This is a genomic window from Photobacterium sp. ABD4_091, assembly GCF_056160145.1.
Window position 1 is genome coordinate 509,675 of the sequence record NZ_JBSWWQ010000002.1, and the last position, 26,009, is coordinate 535,683.

27 protein-coding genes are annotated in these 26,009 nt (G+C 45.4%); 13 read left to right on the forward strand and 14 right to left on the reverse strand.

The annotated features are described in order from the left end of the window. Positions 1-33: 33 nt before the first annotated feature. From ptsP to ACXAGQ_RS16550, 8 genes are all read left to right on the forward strand, one after another. Positions 34-2,556, forward strand: coding sequence for a phosphoenolpyruvate--protein phosphotransferase (gene ptsP, locus ACXAGQ_RS16515; protein WP_475255294.1), 2,523 nt, complete (start codon positions 34-36; stop codon positions 2,554-2,556). A 50-nt stretch (positions 2,557-2,606) separates the two neighbouring features. After that, positions 2,607-2,948, forward strand: coding sequence for a SemiSWEET transporter (locus ACXAGQ_RS16520; protein WP_475255296.1), 342 nt, complete (start codon positions 2,607-2,609; stop codon positions 2,946-2,948). Positions 2,949-3,123: 175 nt separating this feature from the next. Beyond that, positions 3,124-3,804: a hypothetical protein gene (locus ACXAGQ_RS16525; protein ID WP_475255297.1), complete on the forward strand. Its 681-nt coding sequence runs from the start codon at positions 3,124-3,126 to the stop codon at positions 3,802-3,804. Then, on the forward strand, positions 3,758-4,021 hold the full coding sequence (locus ACXAGQ_RS16530) for a PTS fructose transporter subunit IIB (RefSeq protein ID WP_475255298.1): 264 nt from the start codon (positions 3,758-3,760) through the stop codon (positions 4,019-4,021). The genes ACXAGQ_RS16525 and ACXAGQ_RS16530 overlap by 47 nt, the downstream gene beginning before the upstream one ends. Further along, entirely contained in the window at positions 4,014-5,135 is a 1,122-nt protein-coding gene (locus ACXAGQ_RS16535) for a PTS fructose transporter subunit IIC (protein WP_475255300.1), read from the forward strand. The genes ACXAGQ_RS16530 and ACXAGQ_RS16535 overlap by 8 nt, the downstream gene beginning before the upstream one ends. Before the next feature lie 25 nt (positions 5,136-5,160). Next, positions 5,161-7,281 (forward strand): metallophosphoesterase, encoded by a 2,121-nt coding sequence (locus tag ACXAGQ_RS16540; RefSeq protein WP_475255301.1) that lies wholly within the window; start codon positions 5,161-5,163, stop codon positions 7,279-7,281. A gap of 83 nt (positions 7,282-7,364) precedes the next feature. Beyond that, positions 7,365-8,228: an endonuclease/exonuclease/phosphatase family protein gene (locus tag ACXAGQ_RS16545; protein WP_475255302.1), complete on the forward strand. Its 864-nt coding sequence runs from the start codon at positions 7,365-7,367 to the stop codon at positions 8,226-8,228. A 605-nt stretch (positions 8,229-8,833) separates the two neighbouring features. Further along, positions 8,834-10,102, forward strand: a complete 1,269-nt coding sequence (locus ACXAGQ_RS16550) for a Rid family hydrolase (RefSeq protein ID WP_475255303.1) — start codon at positions 8,834-8,836, stop codon at positions 10,100-10,102. Positions 10,103-10,204: 102 nt separating this feature from the next. Here ACXAGQ_RS16550 and ACXAGQ_RS16555 read toward each other — a convergent pair whose 3' ends face one another. The 8 genes from ACXAGQ_RS16555 to ACXAGQ_RS16590 form a co-directional block, all read right to left on the reverse strand. Beyond that, positions 10,205-12,628, reverse strand: a complete 2,424-nt coding sequence (locus tag ACXAGQ_RS16555) for a tetratricopeptide repeat protein (RefSeq protein ID WP_475255304.1) — start codon at positions 12,626-12,628, stop codon at positions 10,205-10,207. Continuing rightward, positions 12,609-13,241, reverse strand: a complete 633-nt coding sequence (locus ACXAGQ_RS16560; RefSeq protein WP_475255306.1) for a hypothetical protein — start codon at positions 13,239-13,241, stop codon at positions 12,609-12,611. Before ACXAGQ_RS16560 ends, ACXAGQ_RS16555 begins: the two co-directional genes overlap by 20 nt. Positions 13,242-13,577: 336 nt before the next feature. Beyond that, on the reverse strand, positions 13,578-15,290 hold the full coding sequence (arsA, locus tag ACXAGQ_RS16565; RefSeq protein WP_475255307.1) for an arsenical pump-driving ATPase: 1,713 nt from the start codon (positions 15,288-15,290) through the stop codon (positions 13,578-13,580). 12 nt (positions 15,291-15,302) lie between these two features. Continuing rightward, a complete protein-coding gene (arsD, locus tag ACXAGQ_RS16570) occupies positions 15,303-15,677 on the reverse strand; it encodes an arsenite efflux transporter metallochaperone ArsD (protein WP_475243349.1) in 375 nt (124 codons plus the stop codon). 75 nt (positions 15,678-15,752) lie between these two features. Next, entirely contained in the window at positions 15,753-16,784 is a 1,032-nt protein-coding gene (gene arsB / locus ACXAGQ_RS16575) for an ACR3 family arsenite efflux transporter (protein WP_475255308.1), read from the reverse strand. A gap of 96 nt (positions 16,785-16,880) precedes the next feature. Beyond that, the gene (locus ACXAGQ_RS16580; RefSeq protein WP_475255309.1) at positions 16,881-17,192 is read right to left on the reverse strand and encodes an ArsR/SmtB family transcription factor; all 312 of its coding nucleotides are present in this window, start codon (positions 17,190-17,192) and stop codon (positions 16,881-16,883) included. 124 nt (positions 17,193-17,316) lie between these two features. Next, positions 17,317-17,475, reverse strand: a complete 159-nt coding sequence (locus ACXAGQ_RS16585) for a hypothetical protein (protein ID WP_475255310.1) — start codon at positions 17,473-17,475, stop codon at positions 17,317-17,319. A 56-nt stretch (positions 17,476-17,531) separates the two neighbouring features. After that, entirely contained in the window at positions 17,532-17,888 is a 357-nt protein-coding gene (locus tag ACXAGQ_RS16590; protein WP_475255311.1) for a winged helix-turn-helix transcriptional regulator, read from the reverse strand. 109 nt (positions 17,889-17,997) lie between these two features. Between ACXAGQ_RS16590 and ACXAGQ_RS16595 the strand changes: the two genes are divergently transcribed. The 3 genes from ACXAGQ_RS16595 to ACXAGQ_RS16605 all read left to right on the forward strand — a co-directional run bounded on the left by ACXAGQ_RS16595 (position 17,998) and on the right by ACXAGQ_RS16605 (position 21,149). After that, positions 17,998-19,125, forward strand: coding sequence for a low temperature requirement protein A (locus ACXAGQ_RS16595; protein WP_475255312.1), 1,128 nt, complete (start codon positions 17,998-18,000; stop codon positions 19,123-19,125). A gap of 3 nt (positions 19,126-19,128) precedes the next feature. Next, complete coding sequence (locus ACXAGQ_RS16600) at positions 19,129-19,689, forward strand: phosphohydrolase (protein ID WP_475255314.1); 561 nt, start codon at positions 19,129-19,131, stop codon at positions 19,687-19,689. Positions 19,690-19,832: 143 nt separating this feature from the next. Then, on the forward strand, positions 19,833-21,149 hold the full coding sequence (locus tag ACXAGQ_RS16605; RefSeq protein ID WP_475255315.1) for a tetratricopeptide repeat protein: 1,317 nt from the start codon (positions 19,833-19,835) through the stop codon (positions 21,147-21,149). 178 nt (positions 21,150-21,327) lie between these two features. On the opposite strand, the gene ACXAGQ_RS16610 is transcribed toward ACXAGQ_RS16605, so the two are convergent. From ACXAGQ_RS16610 to ACXAGQ_RS16620, 3 genes are all read right to left on the reverse strand, one after another. Next, the gene (locus tag ACXAGQ_RS16610) at positions 21,328-21,492 is read right to left on the reverse strand and encodes a hypothetical protein (RefSeq protein ID WP_475255317.1); all 165 of its coding nucleotides are present in this window, start codon (positions 21,490-21,492) and stop codon (positions 21,328-21,330) included. A 493-nt stretch (positions 21,493-21,985) separates the two neighbouring features. Next, the gene (locus ACXAGQ_RS16615) at positions 21,986-22,549 is read right to left on the reverse strand and encodes a carboxymuconolactone decarboxylase family protein (RefSeq protein ID WP_475255318.1); all 564 of its coding nucleotides are present in this window, start codon (positions 22,547-22,549) and stop codon (positions 21,986-21,988) included. A 14-nt stretch (positions 22,550-22,563) separates the two neighbouring features. After that, complete coding sequence (locus ACXAGQ_RS16620; protein ID WP_475255319.1) at positions 22,564-23,148, reverse strand: NAD(P)H-dependent oxidoreductase; 585 nt, start codon at positions 23,146-23,148, stop codon at positions 22,564-22,566. 393 nt (positions 23,149-23,541) lie between these two features. On the opposite strand from ACXAGQ_RS16620, the gene ACXAGQ_RS16625 reads away from it, so the two are divergent. Both ACXAGQ_RS16625 and ACXAGQ_RS16630 read left to right on the forward strand, forming a co-directional pair. Continuing rightward, positions 23,542-24,171, forward strand: coding sequence for a flavin reductase family protein (locus tag ACXAGQ_RS16625; protein ID WP_475255320.1), 630 nt, complete (start codon positions 23,542-23,544; stop codon positions 24,169-24,171). 267 nt (positions 24,172-24,438) lie between these two features. Beyond that, a complete protein-coding gene (locus ACXAGQ_RS16630; RefSeq protein WP_475255322.1) occupies positions 24,439-24,924 on the forward strand; it encodes a hypothetical protein in 486 nt (161 codons plus the stop codon). A gap of 28 nt (positions 24,925-24,952) precedes the next feature. On the opposite strand, the gene mnhG is transcribed toward ACXAGQ_RS16630, so the two are convergent. From mnhG to ACXAGQ_RS16645, 3 genes are read right to left on the reverse strand one after another with little or no spacing between them, the layout of a single operon-like run. Next, the gene (gene mnhG, locus ACXAGQ_RS16635; RefSeq protein ID WP_475255323.1) at positions 24,953-25,249 is read right to left on the reverse strand and encodes a monovalent cation/H(+) antiporter subunit G; all 297 of its coding nucleotides are present in this window, start codon (positions 25,247-25,249) and stop codon (positions 24,953-24,955) included. Between the two features lie 2 nt (positions 25,250-25,251). After that, complete coding sequence (locus tag ACXAGQ_RS16640) at positions 25,252-25,533, reverse strand: monovalent cation/H+ antiporter complex subunit F (RefSeq protein WP_475255325.1); 282 nt, start codon at positions 25,531-25,533, stop codon at positions 25,252-25,254. Then, positions 25,526-26,002 (reverse strand): Na+/H+ antiporter subunit E, encoded by a 477-nt coding sequence (locus ACXAGQ_RS16645; RefSeq protein WP_475255327.1) that lies wholly within the window; start codon positions 26,000-26,002, stop codon positions 25,526-25,528. The genes ACXAGQ_RS16640 and ACXAGQ_RS16645 overlap by 8 nt, the downstream gene beginning before the upstream one ends. Positions 26,003-26,009 lie beyond the last annotated feature (7 nt).

A 26,009-nucleotide genomic window follows, 5' to 3' on the forward strand; every position in this document is an offset into this window, starting at 1 on the left:
AAATTCGAACAAAATATACCCCAAGGGGCAATCATGACTACATCATTTGAATTTACCAATCCGTTGGTTAATGGCATTCACGCTAGGCCTGCTGCTGAAATAGAGATCCGCGCAAAGCGGTATAGCTGTCAGATCACCCTCATGAATAAAACGAAAGGCACACAAGCAGACGCAAAAAGCGTGCTCTCGCTGGTTGGTGCCGATGTTGTAATGGGGGACGATTGTCTTCTGGTATTCGAAGGCGCTGATGAGCAAGCTGCCTGTGAGGCTATTAAATCCTTCATTGACAAGGATTTCGCCTCTTGCGATGAGCCGCTGGAAGTGATCGAAGCTGACGTAAACCAGCCCCTTCCCGTGGCGCTGGTGAAAGCCGAGCCGGATTTGGTTCGAGGCACCATTGTTTCCCGAGGTATTGGCCGAGGGCGACCGGTTGTTTGCAGCAAGATCGACCTCCACCAATTGGCTATAGATGTGCAATTACAGTCTGGTAGCAACGTCGAAAGCGTGCTGGCAAAAGCGTTGTTCACGCTTTGCCAGCAGCTTGAACAGGAAATCGTAGAAGCTGAATCAAAAAGCAGTCATGAAGAGATCACTATCCTCAAAGCCCATTTGCAGATTGCAGGTGACAGTTTGTTCAGTGAATCGTTGGTGAAGTTCAGCACTCAGGGAAATCCTATCCATGCTATTGCAAAGGCAAGCGATGAGTTAAAAGTACCATTGCTGAAAAGTCAGAGTAATTACATGCGTGAACGGGCGTTGGATATCGATGACTTGTGTGCAAGGTTAGCCGGTATTGTTTTGGGTAAACCCCTTCAGCAGCCTATTGTTCTTTCTGAAAACAGTGTTGTAATCGCCGATAACCTGACGCCAAGTGAGTTTTTGGCATTGGATAAGCAACTACTCAAGGGGGTTGTGCTAGCAGAAGCAGGACAGACATCGCATACCGTGATTCTGGCACGCTCTTTTGGTGTACCGGTATTAACCACTGTTGAGGGCGTCAATGCCTTTGCACATGGTACTGATACTTTGGTGGTTGATGCTAGCTATGGTTGTTTGATCCGCGAGCCAAATGAAAAAGTGGATCAGTTCTACCTTTTAGAGCAACGCAAACAGGCGGCTAAAACGTCCATATTGATACCATTTGCGACCAGCCAGGGCCAAAGCAAAGACGGAAAGCGTATGGCGTTGTTTGCCAATATCGCAATGGGTATGGAAGCCGGTAGTGCCTTTGGACGGGGCGCTGAAGGGATAGGGCTATTCCGAACCGAAATGCTATTTATGGACCAAGAACAAGCACCTGGTGAGGATGAACAGTTCGAGGTTTATCGTGAAGTTATCGAGGCTGCTGCAGGAAAATCAGTCATTATCCGTACTTTGGATATTGGCGGAGACAAGCCTTTGCCTTATCTGGAGTTACCTGAAGAAGAAAATCCATTCTTGGGCTATCGCGCTGTTCGGATGTACCCGCAGTACCAAGCTATGGTAGAGACTCAGCTAAGAGCTTTGCTAAAGGCATCTCGTTATGGTCAAGTCGATATCATGATCCCGATGATTTCTTGCATGGAAGAGGTGGAGTGGATCAGTCAGTTATGCCAGCAATGCCAAGCACAATTGCAGGCCGAAGGGACAGAAGTTGGCCAGTGGCGGCTAGGAATTATGGTCGAAGTGCCTTCAGCACGTTACTTGATTGAAAAAGTGGCAGGGTTGATCGATTTCATCTCAATAGGCAGTAATGACCTCACCCAGTACTTCATGGCGTGTGATCGAGGTAACCGCCAAGTTTCATCTCTTTATGACAGCTTCCATCCTGGATTTATTGCCTTCCTGCGTGACATAGCCAGAGCGGCAAAAAGTGCAGGGCTTGAGTTGGGTATCTGTGGTGAGATGGCCAGTGACAAAAGGGCATTGCCACTACTGTTAGCCATGGGGTTTGATGAAATCAGCATGTCGGCGCCGAGTATTATCCCGTTACGAGCAGAACTGGCTAAAGTTGATTTTGATGCATGCGGTAAGTTGCTTGACGAAGTCTGCGCCCAAGGAACGGCAGATCAGGTGAAGGCGTGTATCGAACACTTCTGGCAACAGCAAGAAAAACCAGAAATTCTATCCGAAAGCCTTGTTATTCGGAGTGATGCCAATGATAAAGCAGGTGTGATCAAGCAGTTGACGGATATTCTCGAAGTACAGGGAAGGACGGAAAAAGCCGAAGCGGTAGAGCAGGCTATCTGGGACAGGGAGGCTATTTTTGCAACGTCCTTGGGCTTTGGTGTCGCTGTTCCACACTGTAAGTCAGACGCTGTTAGCCATAACAGTATTTCGATAGCACAACTCGAGAAGCCAATAATTTGGAATGAAGCGGAGGGGGAAGCTGTCTCTGCTGTGATCATGCTAACTATTTCCAGTCGTGATGAAGAGGGGACTCATATGAGTATTTTCTCCAAACTGGCCCGGAAACTGATGCACCGAGATTTTCGCGAGTCATTAATGAACCCAGCCGCTAGTAGTGGGGAAACAATTGCTCTACTCCAAGGGATCCTCTACGAGCAGGTGGCATAGGCAACATGACTTCGGGTAAATACCTGAGGGTCTGTATTGGATTGAAAATAATGAAAGTAATATCGTTGAATGTATTGGTCGTGATGACAATATTGGCCATTGGGCTGCCTTTGATGATAGATCATCCCACCATGTTAGGTAGCCTGGCGGCAGCATGTACAACCCTGTCATTTCTTCCCCAGGTCCTGCATACCATCAGGACCAAAGATACAGCAGGGATTTCGCTAGCTATGTATGTTTTGTTTGTGTTTGGGATCTTATGTTGGCTTATTTATGGATTAATCTCCCATGATCTGCCTCTTATGCTTGGCAATGGTATTACCTTGGTTCTTTCAAGTATTGTTTTATTAATGAAGCTAAAGTCTAAATCTGAAGGAAATACAGCGATTTAATAATCTTTACTCTTAATGTTAATTTTATAAAAATAAGGTATCTATCTTAAGTATCTTCTATATAAAAATTGATTGATTTCTACATACTCCTGTTAATGTGATCTTTGTCTTAGACGATATAAGATTATTACTGTTAGGATTAGTTCGTTAACTTTTATTTGATTAGGTGATATCAATGCTTCGTTTGGTATTGTTTTTCAGCATAGTGGTAGTTAAGGGAAAAGATGCTCTCTTTTCCATGCTTACTATGCTTGAAAATATTAGCCTAGCGCTAACACCTGAATTAGAGAAGTTGAATCGGTCTGATGAAAACAAAACTGATGAGTTAGATACAATAGCTAAGCAGTGGAGTGGAATGTGGGATACGGTGACTGATCGTTTATCATTCCGTAAGTCGGGTAAAAAGCCTGTTCGTGAGCTACTTGTGTTAGCAGAAATGCAATCACGCTTGAATATTCAAGTTGCTGATTTTAATCTGCTATCTCACGGTTGTGTGAACTCTTCTATTGCACAGATGTTGTCTTGTCAGCGCAATATGGGTGATCCAGCAGCCGCGTACTTGCAACTTTTCACCCTCACCACTTGCTTGTCTCTTCGTTCTACCTCTCATCAAAACTATCAAGAAAATAAACTCGCTTTACGTCTAGAAACTGTTCTAGATACAAAGCAAGAAACGAACCGAATAAAAGCACAGAAAGCACTTATGTCTTTTCTGTGCTTTTTCTATTTTATCCAAGTGAAAATCAACGAGGTTAATTATGTATTTTGTTTGTGTAGCGGCTTGTCCAACAGGTGTCGCACATACTTATATGGCGGCAGAATCACTGGCAATGGTTGGAAAAGAATTAGGACATGAAGTAAAAGTCGAAACCCAGGGTAGCTTGGGGATTGAAAACGAAATAACAGAGGAAGATATTGCACGCGCAGACGGTTGTATTATTGCCGCTGAAGTAGCGATTGCAAAAAAAGACAGGTTCTCAACCTTACCAATTTTGGAATGTGCGGTAGCAGACCCAATTAAACATGGAAATGCCGTTTTCGAAGCAATTTGCGAGGAAATAAATAATGGCTAAGTTTTCGATGAATAAAAAAGAAAAGTCAGTAGGAACAGAAGTTAAGACCGCAATTATGACCGGGGTTTCCTACATGCTGCCATTGATCATTGCCGGGGCAGTGATCATGGGGATCGCCCGTATCGGCGCGTCATTCTATGGCATCGACAATATTTGGGATGGAAGCCACGCCGAAGCAGCCAATGCATTGGTCCGACTTTTCCATGCCTTTGACGGCTTTGGTGGGCTGGCACTGAGCCTGATGTTACCGGTTGTCGCAGGCTATATCGCCTTCTCGATTGCAGACAAACCGGGTATTGCTCCGGGTATGGTTGCCGGCTTGTTAGCCAAAGAGATGGGTACAGGCTTCCTCGGTGCCTTAGCGGCTGGTTTTATTGCTGGTTATATCGTTAAGTTGCTGGTTACCAAGGTTAAGCTGCCTAAATCTGTTGCATCTGCCGGTCCCATTTTTATTATCCCCGTAGGCGGTACCTTACTTGCCTGTCTCGTCATGATGTACATCATTGGTGATCCGCTTGCAGCCATGAACCGTGGATTGGAGAACTGGCTACTAAGCATGTCTGATGGCAACAAGATTGTCCTGGCGGCAGTCGTTGGTGGTATGGTCGGCTTTGACCTCGGTGGTCCTATCAACAAGGCGGCGGTAACAACCGCGATGGCGATGCTTGCATCTGGGATCTATGATCCGAACACCGCCGCTCAGGTCGCCATTATTATTCCGCCTATCGGTATTGGCGTCGCGACACTTATCTGGAAGCAGCGTTTCCCACATTCCCTACAAGATGCAGGTAAAGCATCAACCTTAATGGGACTCATAGGTGTCTCTGAAGGTGCCATTCCATTCGCACTGGCAAATCCGAAAATTATCGTTGTGAACGTGATCGGCTCAGCTGTCGGCTCGGCTATGGCTGTCGGGTTAGGCGCTGTAAACCGTGCACCTATCTCTGGTTTTTATGGTTGGCTAGCCGTTGAAAACTGGCTGGTTTATGTGCTGGCAATTGCCGTTGGCTCGGGCATCATCGCGGCTGGCTCATTGCTGGTTTTCAAGGGTGAAGAGCTACCCAAAAAACAAGAAGAAGCAAAACCGAAATTCAAAATCACTCGGGCCCAATAATAAGACCCTTCACGGAGATACCTTAATGAAAAGGTTCAGAAAAAGCAGTGTTGCGCTCCTCGTTTCTATAGCTACAGCAATGGCATTCAATACGGCCTCGGCAGCGGATCAGGTTCAAATCGCCTTCATGCCGGATATTCATTTCCATGATGTATATGGTGATTTTACCGATGGCAGTTTCGATGGCCTGAAAAACAGCCATAGTGGCCAGAATGCAACTATCCGCAGTATGCATGCCCAGCTGACTTCGACCCGCTTGTTTAATGAAAACTACTTTGCCCTTCTGGCAGCGCTTGATGATGCCGTGCGGCGTGGTGTGAAGTATATCGCTCTGCCGGGTGATTTCAGTGATGACGGCCAACCGGTTCATATCCGAGGATTGAAAAAAATACTCGACCATTATGCCCAGACTTATGGCATTGAGTTCTTTGCCGCACCCGGTAACCATGACCCGGTTCGCCCATTTGATAGGCCTAGCGGGGAGAAGGACTTTCTCGGCAAAGACGGTAAGACCCAGCGTATTTTTAGTAAAGGAGCCAATGAATGTGCCGGTTACGAAGGAAAAAGTGCTGTCATTAATGCTGGCCATGAATTACCAACGGTATGTACCGAAGAAATCCGTGAACTTGGCTACGAAGGCTTGATGGCGGAGTTGGGAGATTTTGGTTTCTTTCCGCAGGCATCGAATGTGTATTGGGAAACGCCATATTCAACTTATACCCAAGTCACATATGATTTCGACAAGGCATTGGCCCAATCGAACTATCAACAGCGCCAGTATGAGATTTGCCACGAAGGGACGGGGGGAGAGTATAAACAGTCAAACTATTCAGCTTGTTTTACGGTTCCTGATACTAGCTACCTCGTCGAGCCTGTGGAAGGGTTGTGGTTGCTGGTAATCGATGCCAACGTGTATATCCCAAATGCTGACGCCGATACTGCTCAGCCAGAATTGGCTTCGAACTTCGCTGGCTCGGGTAATGCCGGCTACAACAAGATGCTGACTCACAAACAGCATGTGATTGAATGGATGAAAACCGTTGTTGAAAGGGCCAATGCCGAAGGCAAGACGCTGGTGGCTTTCAGTCATTTTCCTATGACGGAATTTTATAATGGCGCCGCGGAGACCATAGAGGATATCTTTGGTCCGGGTAACTTCCAATTAGCACGCTCGCCGAAAGAGGATGTTAGCCATGCTTTGGCTAAAACGGGGATCAAGCTCCATATTGGTGGCCACATGCATTTCAATGACACCGGTGTGAAACGCTATGATGATGGGTCTTTCATATTTAACGTTCAGGCTCCGTCGATGGCAGCCTATGTTCCTGCCTACAAATTGCTGAGCTTTAAATCGGACAGCGAAGTTGAAGTCGAGACGGTGATACTCGACAAAGTACCGCGCTTCGATGAGTTGTTTGAGCATTATGAGAAGGAATGGAAACACCTCAAGGCCGAAGGGGCTGATGAAATTTGGAACAAGGATGTCCTGACATCGAAGGATTACTATGAGTTTACCAATTGGCATATTACCGAGCTGACAAGAATGCGTTTCTTGCCGGAAGAATGGCCGTGCGACTTGAAACAGATGGTATTTGCACTTGACGGCCGTCAGATGCTGACTCTTAGCCAGTTGGACAGCCCGTTAACTCAAGAGCAAGTCATGAAACTGGCAAATGGTCGCCATGCCATTGAAATTTGTCAAGAAAATCCAGTGAACTTCGACCCATCAGGCATAAACGATCCCGCGTTTTCTAAAGCATGGCAACAGGCAGAGGCTAGTGCCAAGCAGATAGCATCTGAGAATGGCCTATCGCTTGATGACTTTGAAAAATGGAATGGTTTCGATCTCGCTGTCGATTTCTACCGCTTGAGAAACGCCGATGAATTGGCTTTCAAAGACGTTGACCGAAACCGGATGCCACAATATGAACTCTTGGCGAGTACCTTGGCTGAGCAGACCGTGACGGATTCAACCCAATTCGGCGATGTTTTCAAACAACGTTTTGGCGGCTTATTTGGCATCTTGACCAAGTTTGCTAATGGCGAGCCAAGCTATCACTTCGAGTTGAACCTGGATAAAGGGTCCATCGTGGATTTGAAGCGATTGGATCTGGAAACAGGAAAGGTTTCAAAGATTAAACAGTAAACCTCAAAGGTTAATGTTCTCTTGTTGCAGGGAAGGTCATCTTTCCCTGCCACTTCTTAATTTCATTAATGGAAAAATTAATAATGAACAAAATTGCAGTGGCATTATTAATATCACTTGGTCTACCGGCGATAGCAGCGGATTTCGATGTGATGTCATTCAACATCCGCAATAATAAAGACAGCGTCATCGGCAGCGAATACGACGGTAACAACACGTGGGATAACCGTAAGGCTATAGTGGTGGATATCGTAGCGAAGACAGATATCGCCGGGTTACAAGAGGCTTTCAGTGATCAAATTGCCTATTTGGCTCGTGAGCTACCAGAATATAGCTGGGTAGGGGTAGGGCGTGATGACGGCAATGCAGAGGGTGAAGCGGTACCGATTTTCTATCGCAATGATAAGTATGTGAAGCTGGGGGGGGGTACATTCTGGTTGTCAGAAACCCCGCAAGTCGTCGCAAGTGTGGGCTGGGATGCAGATTTAACCCGGATCACTACCTGGGTTAGGTTGGAAGAGATCGCAACAGGCAAACGTGTACTTGTGTTCAATGCCCACTTTGATCATATCGGGAAAACGGCAAGGCAAGAGAGCGCCAAGCTGCTGAGCCAGAAAGCTGATGAGATCACCAATGGCGCAGGCGATGCGGTTATTGTGTTGGGTGATCTGAATTTTGAGCGGAGTGATACTGCATCTTATAAAGCATTAACAGATTTGTATCAGGATGCCAGGGAGATCACCAAACAACCATTTACTGGCGTCAATGGCAATAAAGATCAAGTCTTTACCTATCAAGGCTATGGCAAGGAGAAACCGGAAGATATCGATTACATTTTCGTGAATGATAAATTAGCGGTCAACACGTTTGAATATCGGAATGTAATCATAGACGGTATTTACGCTTCTGATCACTTATCTGTGATATCAAATATCTCATTTCAATAGTTTATAACCACTATTGAATAGGCTTGCTCTTAAAAAGGCCAACATATGTGTTTGGCCTTTATTTTTTATATATCTTGATTAGTTTTACTTTCATTGAGGTGTTAACAATCACCTATCATTTTGGTTAATAATTTAACATTTGGCTCGTTAGCTTAAATTTCATGTAGAAGTATGCGTATGAAACGGTGATTTTTATTCTCAACTGGAATTTAATGAGGGTTTTTATTCATTAATAGCGCTATAAACGACATAGAAAAGCATGGCGTATATCAACTTGGATATATTTATTGTGAACAATATATCAAAAATGATTTAAAAAAGGTAATTTTTGATTTTAACCTCGTGAGATTATATTCATTATTTTCGAATCATTTGAATAAAAAATAGAGCTGCAATCAGCAAATAATCACTTTTGTGGATAATTAGTCGTAAAATGACTAATTATTCTTATCAATAGTCAACTGCTAGTGAAAATATATTTTGATGTGAGTCACATTTAAACGGAATTTTTTCCCATACTATCTCTTCACTTTCAAAACACTTCAAAGTAAATCTACTTTAGATAGATATTTATTTCTGTACTACATCAAAGGATATAATTAGAAATGACTGATGCGATCATTAAAGTTTCTCGTAACACTGAAAATGCCCCTCTAAGCGCTGTATCTACTCAGACAGTGGCTTTCTCTCATTACAATAACTTCTCTGCACAACTTCCTGTTGATCCTAAAACAGGTGAGATTGTTGTTGGCGATATCAAAGAGCAGGCGAAACAGTGTCTAACAAACATCAAGGCGATTGTAGAGAGCATCGATCACGTGATGGACGACGTTGTTAAAATCAACGTGTTCCTTAAAGATATTGCAGACATGGAAGCGGTAGACGAAGTCTACGCGACTTTCTTTGAAAACCTGATCCCAACGCGTACAGTGGTTCAAGTTGCAGCGCTACCAATGAGCGATGCACGTGTTCAGATGGATGCACTAATTTCTAATGGTGAGGGTACTGCTCCTCAAGCTCCTTGCCCGCTTGTTAAACTGTCTCGCAACACTGAAAATGCACCGCTAAACCCATTAGCGACTCAAACTGTTGCTTTCTCTCACTACAACAATATCTCAGCTCAGCTGCCAGTAGACCCGAAAACGGGTGCTATCGTTGAAGGTGGTGTGAAGGAGCAAACTGCTCAGTGTTTGAAGAACATGAAAGCGATCCTTGAAAGCATCGATGTACCATTTGATGACATCGTAAAAATCAACCTATACCTAAGTGATCTAGCTAATGTTGATGCTGTGAACGAAGTGTACTCAACTTTCTTCCCTGACTCATCTATTGCTCGTACCGTCGCTTACGTACCTGCACGTTCTATCATCGCAGCTGATGCACTACCTATGGGCGCGCTAGTGCAAATCGACGCTTCTGTTTCTCACGGTGACGGTACTCCACCACAAGAAGTTGAAGATCGCCACAATATCGTTATTCGTGCTAACAATACTGATGCTGCGCCACGTAACGCGCTACACACCCAAACTGTTGCGTTCTCACACTACAACCACATTGCTGCTCAGTTGCCTGTGGATGTTGCAACAAATGCTATCGTTGCTGGTGGTGCCAAAGAGCAGGCAGAGCAGTGCTTGAAGAACATCAAAGCGATCGTTGAAAGTGTTGACCACGTTATGGACGATATCGTTAAAATCAACATCCACCTGAAAGATGTTGCTGACATCGAAGCAATCAACGAGGTTTACACCACTTTCTTCAATGGCGAGCTACCGGCTCGTACAGTGGTTGGTGTTTCTCAGATTGAAATGGATGCGCTAGTTCAGATTGATGCTGTTGTGTCTAACGGCGAAGGTACGCTACCGCAAGTAGAATAATTTTTGATTTAGTCAGTATATTTAGATTAAAAAAATAAAGAGTAGGCAGGTATTGTAAAATACCTGCCTTTTTTATTGCTGATTGGACTAAGAGTGATTTGATTAAGGCAATAAAGCGCGTAATTTATTTACTTCAATAAAAATAGGTGAGGGAGCACTATTTTGTAGCACGATAGATATTGCTCCAGTTGGGCTATTTCGCCATATTGGCACGCCATTTTCATATTTTACCCAAGAATATTTAAACTCTGATAAGGGAATATTGATAGCAATGTTTTTGCCCTTTGAGTAGGTATATCCAGAGGAGGAGAGTGTCTGCAAGTACCCGTCACTGTCTATAAGGCCAACGTAAAGTGGCGACACCTGCTTTGGCGAAGTGTTAGCTAAAACAATCTCAACAGCGCCGCTTGTATCTTGGCCTAGTATTGTTGGGTTAAGCTCTTCCGGTGGTTCCCTCTGCCATATCTGCCATTTACTGAGCTTCATACTTTCATTAACGGTAAATGTGCGACTCAATGTTCCATCCCACAAAGCCTGGGAATGCGTAATGACCTGCCCGTTAAGTGAAAGGCTGATTGTGACCGGACCGGAATGCGCCCATTCTGGCAGCATTTGACCATGCCAATCGAGTATTAGTGAGTCTCCGACCCCTTGTGTTATCCACTCTTTACCATCTTGTTTAATAACAACTTGCCAAGTCGCCCAATGGGAAAATTCGGCATGGATGGTTAAGGGGGTGAGTACTGGTGCCGGTGTTTTCTCTACAGTAAAATTGAGTATTGCCGGAGGGGCTATCAGGTGGTTGTTTTTATTAACCAGTTTCTTGTAAACATTGAATGAGGCCTTGGTTTGGTAGTCGGCAGCGAGAAGGCCAAAACTCTGTTCTGCATCGGCAAACCAACCTTGCTGTAAAGGCTCATCGGTAAGAGAGAACCAGTTCAAGGCAAACAGGCCAAGTTTACGCAGCATGGGGAGGTAATAATTCAACTTTTGCAGTTCATTGGCTTGCTGGGCTTCCCAGCTGGGTTGGGACGCAATGGATAGATAGGCCAGCATCCAAGGCTTATTGAAGCGCTGTTGAAGTCGTTCACCTAAACGCAATGCGCGAACCCAAGCCGACCAATCTGGCGCGGAATGAACTCGCTCGGTGTAACTTGATAGCATCAACATACTAGCGACAAAGTCGCTAGCTTCAATGCTTTTTTGCGCGCTGGCATAGCTTGGGGTGCTGCCTGGCTGATCCCAATCACCCAAGCCAAGGCCGATTTTAACCTGTGGTGCACCTTCGCGAATGAGCGCAATCACTTCTAGCATGAGAGGATCCCAACCTTCCCAGCTCTCGATACCTTGTTTGTTGAATTCAGGTTCTAGGATCAAATATGCCTGCGGTAGATCGCGCAATAAGGGGATCAGCTTGGTTTGGATTTCCTCAAGATAACGGCTGCGGTTCGCTTGAACATAATCAGGGCTGATTTTATCGCCAAAATACCAATAACTGATCATTGGAATATAACCGTTAGCATGTGCACCACGTAATAGATCTGTGCGTAACCAGCGCCAATCACTCTCTTGGGTGATCCAAAGGGTCACGCTTTTAACCGCTAACTCTTGTTGAGTTAACGTATCCCAAATCGGAGCAAACTGGTTGCCGCTGCCTACGGGGTTATCCAGCAGGAGTCTAGCGCCGATCCCCCATAGAAAGGGCTCAACAGGGGGAGGGGATTCATTGTCTTGTAGCTTGAGCATAAACGTCATTGCATTTACACGCTGTTGCCAACTCAGGGCTAGCAGGCTATTCCGGCTTGCCCAACTGGAGTCCAGCTTTTCTTGGAGTTGGTTATATAATGCCATTGCTGTTTCAGGCTGGTTTGTTCTGAGTGCGGAAAATACTGCCCCAAACATGGCTTGAATATACCAATCAGCATTTAGGCTTTCGGTCTTCTTTGCGACACTCATGTATAAGTTCAACGCTTTATCAGGCTGTTGGGCAAGCTCTAATAGGCTGTGAGCCATCAAAATTTGCCCTCTGATAGCCAGTGGTTGATTTGGGTTGGTCGCAATTAATCGAGAGCTCGCCTGCTGCATTTGCGAAATAGCATACTGATCGCGCAATTGAATAAGGTACAGAAAATCAGGCAGAAGAGGATCATTGCGGTAGGCTCGTAGCAAGGCAAATGCAGCACGGGCTTCTAGCCTGTGCACACTGAAGGGGTCCTCACTCAGGTACTGGCGATAATAGGCCATGGCCTGCGGCCAATTGTGTTCGAACTCAGCAATTCGGGCTGCCAAGAACAAGGCTTCACCACGATAGGGATTGACGTTATCAGGCAGGCGTGCGCTGGCTAAGCGTACCTTTGCTGCGTTGACCTGGCCCTGCTGAATTAGTTGTATGCCTTCACCGATCGTTTGATTGATCGTTGGGGTTTGGGCGCGAGTGCTGCTGAAGTTTCCCAACAAGAAAATTGTGATTAGTAGAGCAATAAAACGGTTGATAGACATTTGAGAGTTAGAGCACAGGCTCATCATCACGCTCCGCTTTGTACTTTTTTTTGTCCCCGTAATCGATTTCTAGGGTTTCGAAATATTCTAGGTTATGGCGGATGGTATCGAGATGGATATTGTGCTCTTCGGGCAGGTCACAATTTTCCAGTACGGCGAGGTTTTCCTTCATGCCCATCACCATCACTTGAATGCGCGCAGAACTGTCGTTGATATCTTCCGCGATATCAGTGAGTTCATCTCCTTTGCGAATTTGTATTTCTGAAGATAGTTTTCCCATGGATATATCGACTAGCGCATTGCGAATACGCTCGACAGGGCCGTAAAGGCGATAACTGAGCCAGCATCCTGCCCATGTGGCTAATGCAAGCTGCAAGGAAAGCAGTAATATCAGCCAATTGTTCATGGCTTCATACATTGAAGGTAGAGATTGGGCGACAGCATTAAATTCTTCAGGCAATAACTGGAAAGATAATTCTTGCGCCAGTACTTCTAAAGTTTGAGAGTAGAAGAAATAGAACTGAGCGGCATTGATAACCGTACTAAACAGGGCGATAAATAATATACGCCAAATCATGCGTTTGATCAGCCATACCTTTATTCCTTTAAACATGGCTATTAAGCGGGATTTCAAAAGCATAGCAGTACCAATAACAAACTTGTTGTATACCAAGTTTATACCGTGTTTGATAAGCGTTTCAGAAATCGTACTTTGTTAGTGGGAATTGAGAGCTCGATCATCTTATCAATGTTGCAGCATCAAATATTATCCCAATAGCAAGGCTTACCGTATTTTTGGGAGAAAAAATCAATCACAACCCTGACCTTGGGGGCGAGGTTATCGGTTTCTAGCTAAAGAGATTTTTAAAGCGAGAGAAAGCGGTAAAGTGAGTGTTGAGTAGAGATAGGGAAAAGCAAAGGCTTTGAAGGCCTTTGCTTTTTTTAGGGTTTACACGTATGCAAAGCTAATTGGGAGTTACAACCCTTGTTCTTGCCATGGGAGAACAAACATACGCTCGGCATGCTGGGAACGAATCTCTGTTAAAAACTGCGACTCGCGTGATTGCTTGGCAACTAGCAATGGATCAGTCACTGTCAGTGGGTTAAGTGACTGATTCACTACCCAGCTCGCAGGTTTGATCTCTGCGCGTGCTAAATCTTGCTGTAAATCAGCTGCCTCATGAACAGGTGTCGCTTCTGGCAAAGTGCAGATTAACAAACGGGTAAAGTCAGGGGCTCGCAACCTTGGCAATAAGCCGCTCACCTCTTCCGAGTGGGCATCACCACGCTTGAGAACCTCGCGGTGATAGCTCTGCGCGGCATCTAGCAACAAGATAGTGTGGCCGGTCGGGGCGGTATCGATAACGGTAATTCTGTTATCTGCCTGGTAAACCGTACGGGCAAAAGCTTGGAATACCGCTATTTCTTCAATGCATGGTGAGCGGAGATCTTCTTCAAGCAATGCCAAACCATCGGCATCGAGTTCACCCGCATCGCGGATCACGTCTTCTTTGTAGCGTTTAATCTCGGCCACAGGGTCGATACGTTCCACATTCAAGTTACCAGGAACTTGTCCGGCTGCATCCTGAACGTGGGCTGCTGGGTCGGTAGTCGTCAATGTCACCGGCAGCCCTTTGTCAGCCAGTTGGCGGGCAATCATTGCTGCCACAGATGTTTTACCTACACCACCTTTACCCATGGTCATTACTACGCCGCGGCCACTTTCTGCCAAGTCGTCAATGAAAGAGGTAAGATCATCACTGTGACTGTCGTACAGGTTCACCTGCGGAACTGGCTGAATGTTACCTTCAGCTTCAAAGAAACAGGCCAATCCCTGTAAGCCGATTGGTGGGTTTGCCTTCATCGGAATGATGGTCTGAGGTAGCTCAGTCAGTTGCTCCGGCATCTTTGCCAGTGCTTCTGAAGCTCTCAGTGCCAGTGCATTGGCAACAGAGTCTGTTTGATCCGTTGCGGTAAATAAGCCATTGATAACAAGATGCTGGTTGGTTATACCAAGGTCCAGTAGCTCAACGCTACTGCGAGCGGCTTCTTTCAATGCGGCTTGATCCGGGCGGGTAACCAGAACCAGTCGGGTATGGCTCTCGTCTGCCAGTAACTCAACAGCTTTGGCATAAAGCTCGGTCTGCTTCTCGAGTGCAGCCAGCGGCCCAAGGCAAGAGGTACCGGTAGAGTTGTCATCAACAAACCCCGTCCAGGCTTTAGGCAGAGACAGCAAGCGAAGCGTATGGCCGGTTGGTGCAGTATCAAAGACAACCCGGTCAAACCCTGCTGTTGCTTTCTCGTCTGCGAGTAATTCGGTAAACGCATCAAAAGCGGCGATTTCCAACGTACATGCACCAGAAAGCTGCTCTTCCATATTTTCAACAACGGCATCAGGCAATACACCACGATAAGGATCGATGGCTTTTGCGCGGTATGCTGCCGCTGCTGCTCGAGGGTCGATGTTAAGGGCAAACAACTTGTCTACACCGTTAACGGCTGTTGGAGTGCTACCCAACTGGGTTTCTAACACTTCATCAATGTTCGAGGCTGGATCAGTGCTGACGAGCAGGACTTTTTCACCTAAGTTAGCTTGATGCAAGGCGGTTGCGCAGGCGGTACTGGTTTTGCCAACACCACCTTTGCCGGTAAAAAATAAAACGCGCGGTAATTGTGAGAGAAATTCCATCTGGATCCCCCCTTAGCATTCACCGTTGCAGCAACAGCTAGTTGTCTTTGCAACGGTTTCTTCGACGTGTTCTGGCTGTGGTTGGCTACCGTTGACTAACGCAATAAGCTGTTCACGGTTAGGGTAGGTGCCATAGCTGATCAACTCACCGTCGCGCAGGATGATAGGTAATGCTTCGTTTTGATTTGCATCCAATAGCGCTTTGACGGTTAGGTTTGAGACGAAGGCTGCTGGTTCTTGTGCAAGGTTGTGGCGAGTTACGCTATGACCGATCGTTTCTAGGTGTTGAAGGTCAGCGGAAAAAACAGATAGCTTTTGGTCCGGCTTCGGGCCACAGACACCAGATGAACAACACATTGCAGGGTCGAAAACAGTAATAGTAGACATAGTGAGGATTCCGTTTTTCGTTATTGATTGTGAGTATTTGCTGCCCCTGTTGTCAGGGGCAGGCATTGTCAGGAATTAAACAGCGTGAGCAACTGGGAATTTATCGCGGGTCTTGTTCGCATAGGCCACTAGAGCCAGCATGACAGGTACCTCGACCAGTACGCCAACTACGGTCGCCAGAGCGGCGCCTGAGTGAAGACCAAACAGACTGATAGCGACGGCAACAGCAAGCTCGAAGAAGTTAGAAGCGCCAATCATACCGCCAGGTGCTGCTACACGATGCGGCTCTTTCCACTTGAACATCCAGTAGTAGGCAATCGCAAAGATCAAGAATGTTTGAATGATCAGTGGGATAGCAATCAATACAATATCCAGAGGGTTAGCCAGGATTTGTGGAGCCTGGAAACCGAACAGCAGAACAACGGTACTGATTAAGCCAAGGATTGAAAGTGGTTTCACTTTGCTACCAAAGCGCTGCAATGCCTGCTCTGACTTCAACACTTTACGGGTTATCAAGCCAGCGATTAACGGAATGACGATATACAGGACGACCGCAATGATTAGCGTGCTCCATGGTACTGTCACGTCCGTTACACCCAGTAGGAATGCAGCTAGAGGGGCAAAGGCAACAACCATAATCAGGTCATTGACGGCAACCTGAACCAAGGTGTAGTTGGCATCACCTTTGGTTAATTGACTCCATACAAATACCATTGCCGTACAAGGCGCTACGCCCAAAAGGATCATGCCTGCGATGTATTCATTGGCCAAATCAGGCGTAATTAAACCCATCATGTCGCCAAACAGGTGCTTGATGAACAACACAGCCAAAAACGCCATAGTAAAAGGCTTGATCAGCCAGTTTACGGTAAGAGTAACGATTAACCCCTTGGGACGGCGGTGGATATCTTTTATCGAAGAAAAGTCAATCTGCATCATCATTGGGTAAATCATTAGCCAAATCAGAACGGCGATGATGAAGTTGATATTTGCGTATTCTAGTCCACCCATAAATGAGAAGAGCTCGGGAAAAGCAGTGCCCCCAAGTAGGCCAGCAACCATTGCCAGACCTACCCAGACACTTAGATAACGTTCAAATATGCCCATGAGTTGTACCTTAATGTTTATCGATTATCGTCGAATTGCGATTATGATGGTGATAAAAATGCCTGACTGGGAAATAACATTCAGGCGCTGTTGAAATTAGGCGATGTAGCCAATTAATTCTTTCATTCTTGCCATTGCTTCAGGCTTCAGGCTGAAACAAGTGCGGGGGTGCTGGACTTCAGCATGAACCAAGCCCGCTAGCTTAAGAACGCGTAGATGCTCAGAAATTGTCGATTGTGCAAGATCCAATTGGTCGACAAGATCAGTACCAAGACATTGGCCACTGGCCAGGATCCTTAGCAACCGGACTCGAGCCGGATGGCTGATTGCCTTGCCAAAAGCAGCGAGTTCTTTTTCGGTTGCTTCATCTAGTTCAATCGGGTCGAGGTTAGTTAAACAGTCGGCCATAGTGATTTTAACTCGTGTTTATCGTTTATCGTTCATCGTGAATTTACGATGATGGTATACCCATCTCTGGGTGTTTGCAAGCACATTTAAAGTTCTATTCGAATTTTTGTTGATTTACTGGGTGTTAGATACAAACCAGGCTTTCTTGGATGGAAAGCAAGGTGTTAACCCTTGCTTCCAGTTCGGTGTGGCTGATGTCATCGGGCAGGATGAGCTTGCACTGGGCGTCAGTTGCTCCCCAGATTTTAAGCAACTCAGAAGCTTGTTCAACCGTTTTTGTCATGGCTGTTACCCCGCTTTTACGCTTGAATATAATCACTGTTGTGGATAGAGAATAGCCTAAAGCTTGTGACTTTCAGACCAGACACGAAGGTCATCAAGAATCTTCAGGGCTGTTCGGCCAAACTCAGTAAGTTCATAACTGACGGCGATAGGGCGGTCACTGATCACTTTGCGAATCACCATGCCTTCAGCTTCAAGTTCTTTGAGGCGCTGGTCGACCATCTTTTTACTTGCGCCACCCAGTAAACGAGCCAAGTCGTTGAAACGAACTGGACCATCTTTTAAGTGATAAATCAGCGAGCCTTTCCATTTTCCGCCAATCAGGCGCATGCCTTTCTCAATGGCGCATGGCTCTGTGCAGACATTGGCGACAGACTTACGCCCTTTGCTATCAACTTTTACGACGCCTTCCACGCTATCTACCTCATTTATAAGTTACAAAAAGTAAACTGGTTGATTATGGGATTAAGGTTACCATAATAAACCATGTGACGAAAAATACATATGGAAGGTTGATGTTGAAATGAGTCTCTCGAGCCATCCTCTTTGGCGTAAGCCGCAGCATCATTTAGATGCCAAAACCAGTAATGATCACGTTCATTGGATAGAGCTGTTCTACGATCTTGTTCATGTTGTCGCTATCTTTGTGGTGATTTGGTTTGCTTGGTTCGATTTAAGCTTGTTTAACTCACTTTACGTCAGTACCGATATACAGCATCGTTACATCATGGCTTCCCAGATCATTACTATCATGGTGATGTCTGCGTCTATCATGCATATAGACGGAGGTGGCTGGGCGTATTTCGCGGTGGGTTATGCCGTAAACCGAGCCATTATTGCCTTGTTATATTGGCGGGCGAGATTTGTAGGGGAAACGGAAGCGGAGTTGCCAAGCAGATTAGCCCGTTTTTTTTTAATAGGGGCAATCTTGTTTCTTATCAGTGCATTCTTGCCAAAACCCTATAGCTATCTGGTATTTAGCCTTGCCATGTTGCTGATGGCTGTTCTCTATGTCCTTCCTAAAGTGGGTGTATTACATTGTGAGCGTTTTATTCCTCGGTTTGGTCATATGGCAGAGCGTTTTGCACTGTTATTACTTATTGTCGCCGGTGAGGGCTTTTTCAAACTGGTTATTACGTTGGCGGATAAAGGCATCGACCAGGTTGTGGTCGATGTGTTCTTTAATTATGTCCTGGGTGGCGCAGCCATTTTCGTCCTGTGTTGGATTTATTTTGATTTTGTCGGAAATGGCAAGCCAAGGGATGATAAGCCAAAGACATTGGTCAAATGGGTTATTGCCCATCTAATATTGATGCTGTCAGCGGTCACAATCGGTGTGGCATTATCAGCCGAGGTAAAGGTCTCTTTCCTCGACCAGTACCCGCTGAAATACGCAGTAATTGGCTGCTTGGGACTGGTGTCCTATCTTTATTGCTTATTGAAAATACAAGATGTGATTGAGCTTCGCACAGCCCATCGCTTTGCGACGGCCAAAGTAAGGGCATTCGGTATCACAATGGCATTGATAACCTTGGCGACGGTTGCATTTGTTCCATCGATAGTCGCGAATTTGCTTTGGGGAACCGCACTGTTTTCTCAAATCATTATTCCAGTGACCAAAGCGTACAACACTTTCTCCAAAGGAGCATGAGGCATGTCCCTGATAGATATACAGCTTGAGCGTCCACGAGTTGAAATGCTATTCGCACGGTATAAAGACCAGATCGGTGATGATTATCCCGGCTACCGAAACCATGTTTATCGCACCATTACTTACGCCATGCACTTTCTGGGAAATGATGCGGAGTATGAGCAGTTGGTCGAAACGGCTTTTGTCTATCACGATATAGGATTATGGACAGATCACGAACTGGCTTATTTGGAGCCTTCCGAGGCAGTAGCATTGGCCGATAATGAGAAATTTGAGTCGGGTCTGGACCCTGAGGCGCTGCGCGGTGCAATTCATTGGCACCATAAGATCTCACCTTACAAAGGGGAGCACCAAAAGGTGATTGAAGCTTGCCGCAAAGCCGATTGGATAGATGCTTCAAAAGGAACCATCCGAAAAGGCTTGAGTAAGGAAATTATTGCAGAAGTGGAAGCGGCGTTTCCTAACCTTGGGTTTCATGACACTTTGTTACGCCTAGCCAAGGATTACGGCGGTTCTACCTTGGTGGGTGGGGTAAAAGTGACACTCGGCATAGTGAAGTGGTGAGTTATGAAGTCATAATTATCTGCTGTCCACACTGAGCGTATCGATTCTTAGTGCACTAAGAGTACATCTAAATTGACTACACTTAAGCGACCTAACCTGTGCAAAAGTTCCTTCGAGTAAAGGCATCCTAGGAGGATTCGGTTATGTTTTCTGATCAACAAGGTAATAAGTTGTCAGGCGCAACACCAGAAGCGGTTGAGCTATATAACAAGGCAGTCGAAACCTTCAATCTATACCGGGGCGATCCTATTACTTTATTAGACAATGCCATAGAGCAAGCCCCCGGTTTGGGAATGGCTTATATCCTCAAGGCTTATCTATACGCAATGGCGACAGAGCCCGAAGCTATAACAGCGAGTCAACAGCTCCTGGATAAAGCAAAAACACTTTCGCTCAACGAAAGGGAAAAGTCTCATATTGCCACCTTGAATCAACTGCTCAAAGGCAATTGGAGTGCTGCTGCCATCGCTCTGGATCACCATAATGTCGCTTACCCGCAGGATATTGTTGGCTTACAGGTAGGTCACCTGATCGATTTCTACCGGGCAAATGCCAGGAACCTGCGTGATCGGATGGCTCGTGTTTTGCGTAACTGGTCTCCAGATATACCAGGCTACTCCATAGTTCTTGGGATGTACTCCTTTGGCTTGGAGGAGTGTAATCATTATGCTCAAGCTGAAGAGGTTGGACGACAGGCTACTGAGCTCGAGCCCCTTGATTGCTGGGCACATCACGCTGTTGCCCACGTAATGGAGATGCAGGGGCGGGTTCAGGACGGTATAGGTTGGATGACCAACCGTGAGCGCTATTGGTCCGGAGATGATAACTTTTTCAAGGTACATAATTGGTGGCACTTGGCACTCTATCACTTGGAACAGGGACACTCTGAAGAGGCTCTTGAACTCTATGACGGGCCGATTCGCGGGAATCACAGCAGTGTTGCCCTAGATATGGTTGATGCCTCAGCTCTTCTATGGCGGCTGGAACTGTCAGGTTGTAAGGTTGCGAATCGTTGGCTGGAGCTGGCGAATATGTGGGATCAACACGCAGATGGCAAACTCTACCCTTTTAATGATTGTCATGCAGTGATGGCCTACCTAGGCGCAGGGCGCAATGAAGAGGTGGAGCGGCTTTTGACAATCTTCCAGAGGCTGGACAACCCACAGAGCGAGGTGGAGGTATGGGCACGTCAAACCGGTTTGCCACTGCTTGAAGGGTTCAAGTCATTTTGGCAAGGCGACTATAGAGTCGCTGCAGAGAGACTCTACCAAGCCCGTTACATTACAAATAGCTTCGGAGGCAGCCATGCTCAGCGGGATATCATTGACTGGACACTGACGGAGTCAGCGCTAAGGGGCGGTATGAAAGAGCTGGCTGAAGCTCTCGCCTATGAGCGTTTGGCATTGAAACCCCACAGCGTTATGAACTTAAACTTTCTTTCCAGGGCTTTATCTGTTTAGACATCGAGCCATGAAAAGTTTCCTCATCGGTTATATACCGGGCCGGAAATATGTTGGAAAAAGCGGTCAGTGATTTTGATAAATTAACGTTTAACGGATCATCTGAAGTATTGCGAAGCCTCTAATAGAGTGGCCAAACTCATTCAGCCACTACAAACCATTACGAAATATACGCTGTTTAAACTTCTGTAATGTTGATATTCGACGTGCTGGTATCAATCAATAAGCTCCACTCTTTATCGAACGCTTCTACAAGGACAGCATATTGATTAGGAAACCCTTTAAGTGGTGCTGACTTCAGGTTATCAATGTAAGCTGCAGGTACTGAATAATGACGTTCCATGTACCTTTTTACTTCGATAAAATGTGTATTTTTCATTGCTTATTATTTCCCTTGTGATCCTCACAGTGGTTTACTCACTGTTCCTCTGTAGCTATCTCATTTAATCTGTTTTTGACCCGTCTATGGGATGCTTATCACGCATACAAAATTCGTTGAAACAGTCTGGTGTGTGAGAGTAACTGAAGCATATGAATTTTTTATGTACCAGATGGCCTGCAATAGTGCATAACTAATGTGAATGATAGAAAACAACCTAAACAGGTTAGTCGTGAGGTTTCTTAACAGCCTTATGTGATGAATAAACGCACATCATAAATTGACTCTCTTTACATCATTGATATCTAAAACAAAACAGAATGGGGCAAGAATGAGATATCTCTGTTGTTTTAAGAGTCTAACAACGAGCTGCATCACAGACGGCAATATAACAAAAAGCAGAACAAGCCTATGCTTGTTCTGCTGTTATTTAATAGCTTGGTAAATAGATAAACCGTTATCTTTCGCTTGGGTGGATCCAGGCAAATTGCTCAAAAGGCTTATCTGTTTGGGTATGAGCCAGGGCATTGGTGAAGTTAGAAATTAACTTTGCCGATAGACCTGTTAGTACCTCTAATGCCTGTCGTTTGGTATAACCGGCATCCAAGAAAGCCTGTAGGCGCTCATCACCAATGTGACCGCGGTTATCTAACAGGGCTTTTGCAAAGTCATGCAGTGCTTGCAGTTTGGCGTCGGGAATGACGGTGCCTTCACGCAAAGCCTCAATCACTTCCTCTGGCATTTTCCCTGCTTTCATCATCCAAGTATGGCCTGGTACACAGTAATGGCAGTTATTTTCGAAGTTAGCTGTCATAAACACGACTTGTTGCTCCAGCGGGCTAAAAGTTGTGTTCTTCATGAACAACTCAAAGGTTGTGTTGTAGGCTTCGTAAGTTGCAGGAGCTTCCGCTAAGATGCTGTGAAGGTTAGGAAGCATACCAAATCCCTTGAGTGACTGTGCGACCAGTTCTTTTGACTCATCAGGAGCGCTATCTTCGGTGTAGTAAGTGAATTTGCTCATTTTGCTACCCCCTGTTAAAAGTTTGCGTCCAAATGCGCTTCGAAGCGATTGAAGTCATTTTCAATATCGCCATTTTTCATTACGTCGTAACAAGCAAATGTCGGTAGGGCTGACATGCCGAAGAAACGGAAGTTAGCATGCATATGGAACATTAAATCATCGACACTCTTACCTTCAAACAAATATTCATTCTCGTCATTGAATGATTCTTCAGGGGCGTTGAAAGTGAAAGAAAGCATATATTTAGTGTTCGTTTGAGTACCGCCAGTCCCGTAATTTTTGGTTGGGTTCTCTGAGCTGCGGCCATCAAAATTACACAGGCCTCCGCCCATACCTGCAGTGAATACGTCATCCATATAGCGTTTGAAAGACCATGGGATTGTCATCCAGTTGACAGGTGACTGCAAAATAACGCGGTCAGCCCAGTCAAAGTGACCTAGCTGTTCATCGACAATAATCTCGTCTTGCATCGTCACTACGCGAACAGCATGACCTTTAGCTTCAAGCTGGGTACGCGCCTTTTCTACCAGGGCTGCGTTTAGTTTGCCTTCAGAAAATGGTGATGGTTCATGGGCGTTGATGATTAGAACGCTATTCATAACTAAATCCTTCAATAGATGTCACTGGACTGTACTGGGCTAACAATCAATTCGATCGCCCCCTCTATGTGGTTTATTATGGTTGCCTGGATGCTAAGTGCAACTAGTTAACTTTTAGTAACCTGCATGAGGTTTTGATGTTTTTCCATTTTTTCCTTTGTTTTACATGGCTTTATCTATTTAATTTTTTTCGGTTTTTTTCGGTTTTTTTCGGTTTTTTTCGGTTTTTTTCGGTCTCGCCTATTCACAATGGATAATTATAGGTCGAAAGAGGTGCGAAATAGGGGAGAAGGGGAGGAGAAATAAGATAAGGGTGTGATCATTCTGCTTTGCGGCTGAGTATCTGAAAGGCTGTATAGCAATCCCATGATCATTCAATGTCAGGTAGGTAAGATGCATTTTAGCAAAGCAGACTTATTGGAAATGGACGACCGTTATCGAATTAATTTAATTAACAGCCTGTCTGGGTTCAAAAGTGCAAATTTAATCGGGACCCAAGATAACAAAGGCAATACCAATCTTGCTATTGTCAGTTCGGTGTTTCACCTTGGTGCAAATCCAGCGTTAATCGGTATGATAATGCGCCCTCATACTTTAAGGCGAGATACGCTCGAAAACATTCTCGAAGTGGGTGAATACACAGTCAATCATGTCAATGTGGAGATCTGGCAGCGTGCTCATCAAACCTCCGCTCGTTACTCCAAAGATGTTTCTGAATTTTCTGAAGTGGGACTAACCCCCCAATGGCTATCTGGCACATCGGCACCATTTGTAAAAGAGAGCGCTTTGAAATTCGCACTGGCTTTGCGCTCGGTACAGACCCTGGAAATTAATGGTGTGGATATGGTTATCGGCGAGGTGACACACATTGATGTCGATGTTAACGCCCTGACTTCTGGTGGATACATTGATATAGAAGCACTGGGTACTGTGGCGTTGTCAGGCTTGGACAGCTATCACTCAACACACAGGCTAGGCCGGTTAAGTTATGCGAAGCCCGGAATAGAGGCAAAGTTAATATGAAAGGAATTACCATTTAGTGGCAGGTTGCCGCTAAATGGTGGGTATGTAGATTTCGACATGGGAGATAGTTAGGCATAGGTCATTATCTTGTAATGAAACTAATTAATATTCACGTATTTCGAGAAAGATCACGGTTCAAATAGATGTCGTGTATAAAAATTAAACAAATGCTGTTATTCAGTGCGAGTTTGTTTATCAAAGGTAGAGCTAAAAACTTGGCGACTGCGTATTTGGCATTAATGAAAAACAATTCATTAAGGGGCTGTTATGTGGTTAATATTTGCTTTTGTGTGGTTGTTTTTATCTGTGGTTGTTGCTGTTTTCGCAACTCTTCGAGCTCATTCTGGGACTGACTTCTTCGTTATCTCTTTGATTCTTTCCCCTTTAGGGGCTGTAATTCTTGCTGTCTTGTTGCCTCCTGTTGAAGATACCGCTACTACAAACAGTGTGATGACAAAGGCTGATGGTGGAACCTCAATAATAAAAAATAGTGCGAATACTGATCTCATTACCTTATCAAATGATGATGAGTGGCAAGATGCTGTTTCTTTTGACGCCTCAGTCAGGCATGCGGTTGAGATAATAAATGATTCTGTTCCTCTAGCTCAGGTCAACAGCGCCATCAATGAATTACGTACACTTTATTTCCAGTCAGGGAAAACACCGATATCAATATCGGAGCTTAATTTGATTATCAATGAAGCAAAATATCGAGAATTGGCAAAACAACTAAAGGCATCAGTTTGGAAATAATCTCAATGAAGGCCTGTGCGTAAAGGAGTTACTTCTTATTACGCCAAATCTGATAGTTAGCTTGTCGCATTGCTTTGCCGAGTAGGTGGGCGGCAACAGGGGCAGTGATAAAGAGGAATAAAATCGTACCGATAACCCTGGAGATCACAGTGACCTCTGGCATTGATAATGAAACGGCCAGTAAAAGGAAACAAATCCCCACGGTACCAGCCTTTGTCGCGGCATGCATGCGGGTGTAAAGATCGGGCATCCTGACGATACCTAGGCTGGCAACAAGGGTGAAAAAGGTGCCGAAAAGCAGCAGTATGCTGATTAAAATGTCCATGGTTAACCTTTATCAAGTTTCTGTTTGGTGATCAGCCGAGCAAAGGCAATGGTGCCGAGGAAAGCGACCAACGCGAGGGTGATGGCAACATCGAGCAATGACTTCTGGCCACTATCTAGGGTATACACAGCAATAAAGCCGATAGTAACGAAAGATATCAAATCCAATGCAACCACCCGGTCAGCTAAAGTTGGTCCAAGTATTAGGCGTATAAAGGCCAATACCAAGCTGACAATTAAGCCGATGTAGGAGAGTTGAATGCTCACTTGAAGGAAATCAGCCACGTGTTACCTCCAAAATCCGCGCTTCCATCCCCTGTTTGATGTCCTGCTTGACGCTTTCATGATCAGGGGCAAACATGACATGCAAGATGAGGTATTTCTTGTCGGGCGTGACATCTAGGCTCAAGCTACCCGGTGTTAATGACACCATGTTGGCCAGCAGGGTAATTTCGAGATCTGTCTCGGCATCAAGCGGTACGTAGACAATGTCCGGTTGGCTCAAATGGGTTGGCGTGATGACATCCCAGACCACTTTAGCGACAGATACGATCATTTCGTAACAGAAATAAATGACGAGTTTTACGAAAGCAGTAAATTTCTTGAAGTAACCGGTTTTCAACCCGAACGGTTGGCAAAGGCTGAGGGTAAAATACCCGACAATAAAGCCAACAATAAAATCGACACTGCTGTATTGGCCATTGATCAGTGTCCATGCCATGGCAAGAAACAGGTTTAGGATAAAATAACTCATTTCTTTG

Bases quoted from the DNA above. Each gene is read 5' to 3' on its own strand.
- arsA (WP_475255307.1), bottom strand. From the start codon at position 15,290: ATGGAATTTCTCTCACAATTACCGCGCGTTTTATTTTTTACCGGCAAA.
- ACXAGQ_RS16630 (WP_475255322.1), top strand. From the start codon at position 24,439: ATGTGGTTAATATTTGCTTTTGTGTGGTTGTTTTTATCTGTGGTTGTT.
- arsD (WP_475243349.1), bottom strand. From the start codon at position 15,677: ATGTCTACTATTACTGTTTTCGACCCTGCAATGTGTTGTTCATCTGGT.
- ACXAGQ_RS16545 (WP_475255302.1), top strand. From the start codon at position 7,365: ATGAACAAAATTGCAGTGGCATTATTAATATCACTTGGTCTACCGGCG.
- ACXAGQ_RS16550 (WP_475255303.1), top strand. From the start codon at position 8,834: ATGACTGATGCGATCATTAAAGTTTCTCGTAACACTGAAAATGCCCCT.
- ACXAGQ_RS16605 (WP_475255315.1), top strand. From the start codon at position 19,833: ATGTTTTCTGATCAACAAGGTAATAAGTTGTCAGGCGCAACACCAGAA.
- mnhG (WP_475255323.1), bottom strand. From the start codon at position 25,249: ATGGACATTTTAATCAGCATACTGCTGCTTTTCGGCACCTTTTTCACC.
- ACXAGQ_RS16540 (WP_475255301.1), top strand. From the start codon at position 5,161: ATGAAAAGGTTCAGAAAAAGCAGTGTTGCGCTCCTCGTTTCTATAGCT.
- ACXAGQ_RS16530 (WP_475255298.1), top strand. From the start codon at position 3,758: ATGGCGGCAGAATCACTGGCAATGGTTGGAAAAGAATTAGGACATGAA.
- ACXAGQ_RS16560 (WP_475255306.1), bottom strand. From the start codon at position 13,241: ATGCTTTTGAAATCCCGCTTAATAGCCATGTTTAAAGGAATAAAGGTA.
- ACXAGQ_RS16585 (WP_475255310.1), bottom strand. From the start codon at position 17,475: ATGACAAAAACGGTTGAACAAGCTTCTGAGTTGCTTAAAATCTGGGGA.
- ACXAGQ_RS16645 (WP_475255327.1), bottom strand. From the start codon at position 26,002: ATGAGTTATTTTATCCTAAACCTGTTTCTTGCCATGGCATGGACACTG.
- ACXAGQ_RS16615 (WP_475255318.1), bottom strand. From the start codon at position 22,549: ATGAGCAAATTCACTTACTACACCGAAGATAGCGCTCCTGATGAGTCA.
- ACXAGQ_RS16525 (WP_475255297.1), top strand. From the start codon at position 3,124: ATGCTTCGTTTGGTATTGTTTTTCAGCATAGTGGTAGTTAAGGGAAAA.
- ptsP (WP_475255294.1), top strand. From the start codon at position 34: ATGACTACATCATTTGAATTTACCAATCCGTTGGTTAATGGCATTCAC.
- ACXAGQ_RS16600 (WP_475255314.1), top strand. From the start codon at position 19,129: ATGTCCCTGATAGATATACAGCTTGAGCGTCCACGAGTTGAAATGCTA.
- ACXAGQ_RS16620 (WP_475255319.1), bottom strand. From the start codon at position 23,148: ATGAATAGCGTTCTAATCATCAACGCCCATGAACCATCACCATTTTCT.
- arsB (WP_475255308.1), bottom strand. From the start codon at position 16,784: ATGGGCATATTTGAACGTTATCTAAGTGTCTGGGTAGGTCTGGCAATG.
- ACXAGQ_RS16520 (WP_475255296.1), top strand. From the start codon at position 2,607: ATGAAAGTAATATCGTTGAATGTATTGGTCGTGATGACAATATTGGCC.
- ACXAGQ_RS16555 (WP_475255304.1), bottom strand. From the start codon at position 12,628: ATGATGAGCCTGTGCTCTAACTCTCAAATGTCTATCAACCGTTTTATT.
- ACXAGQ_RS16625 (WP_475255320.1), top strand. From the start codon at position 23,542: ATGCATTTTAGCAAAGCAGACTTATTGGAAATGGACGACCGTTATCGA.
- ACXAGQ_RS16535 (WP_475255300.1), top strand. From the start codon at position 4,014: ATGGCTAAGTTTTCGATGAATAAAAAAGAAAAGTCAGTAGGAACAGAA.
- ACXAGQ_RS16595 (WP_475255312.1), top strand. From the start codon at position 17,998: ATGAGTCTCTCGAGCCATCCTCTTTGGCGTAAGCCGCAGCATCATTTA.
- ACXAGQ_RS16610 (WP_475255317.1), bottom strand. From the start codon at position 21,492: ATGGAACGTCATTATTCAGTACCTGCAGCTTACATTGATAACCTGAAG.
- ACXAGQ_RS16580 (WP_475255309.1), bottom strand. From the start codon at position 17,192: ATGGCCGACTGTTTAACTAACCTCGACCCGATTGAACTAGATGAAGCA.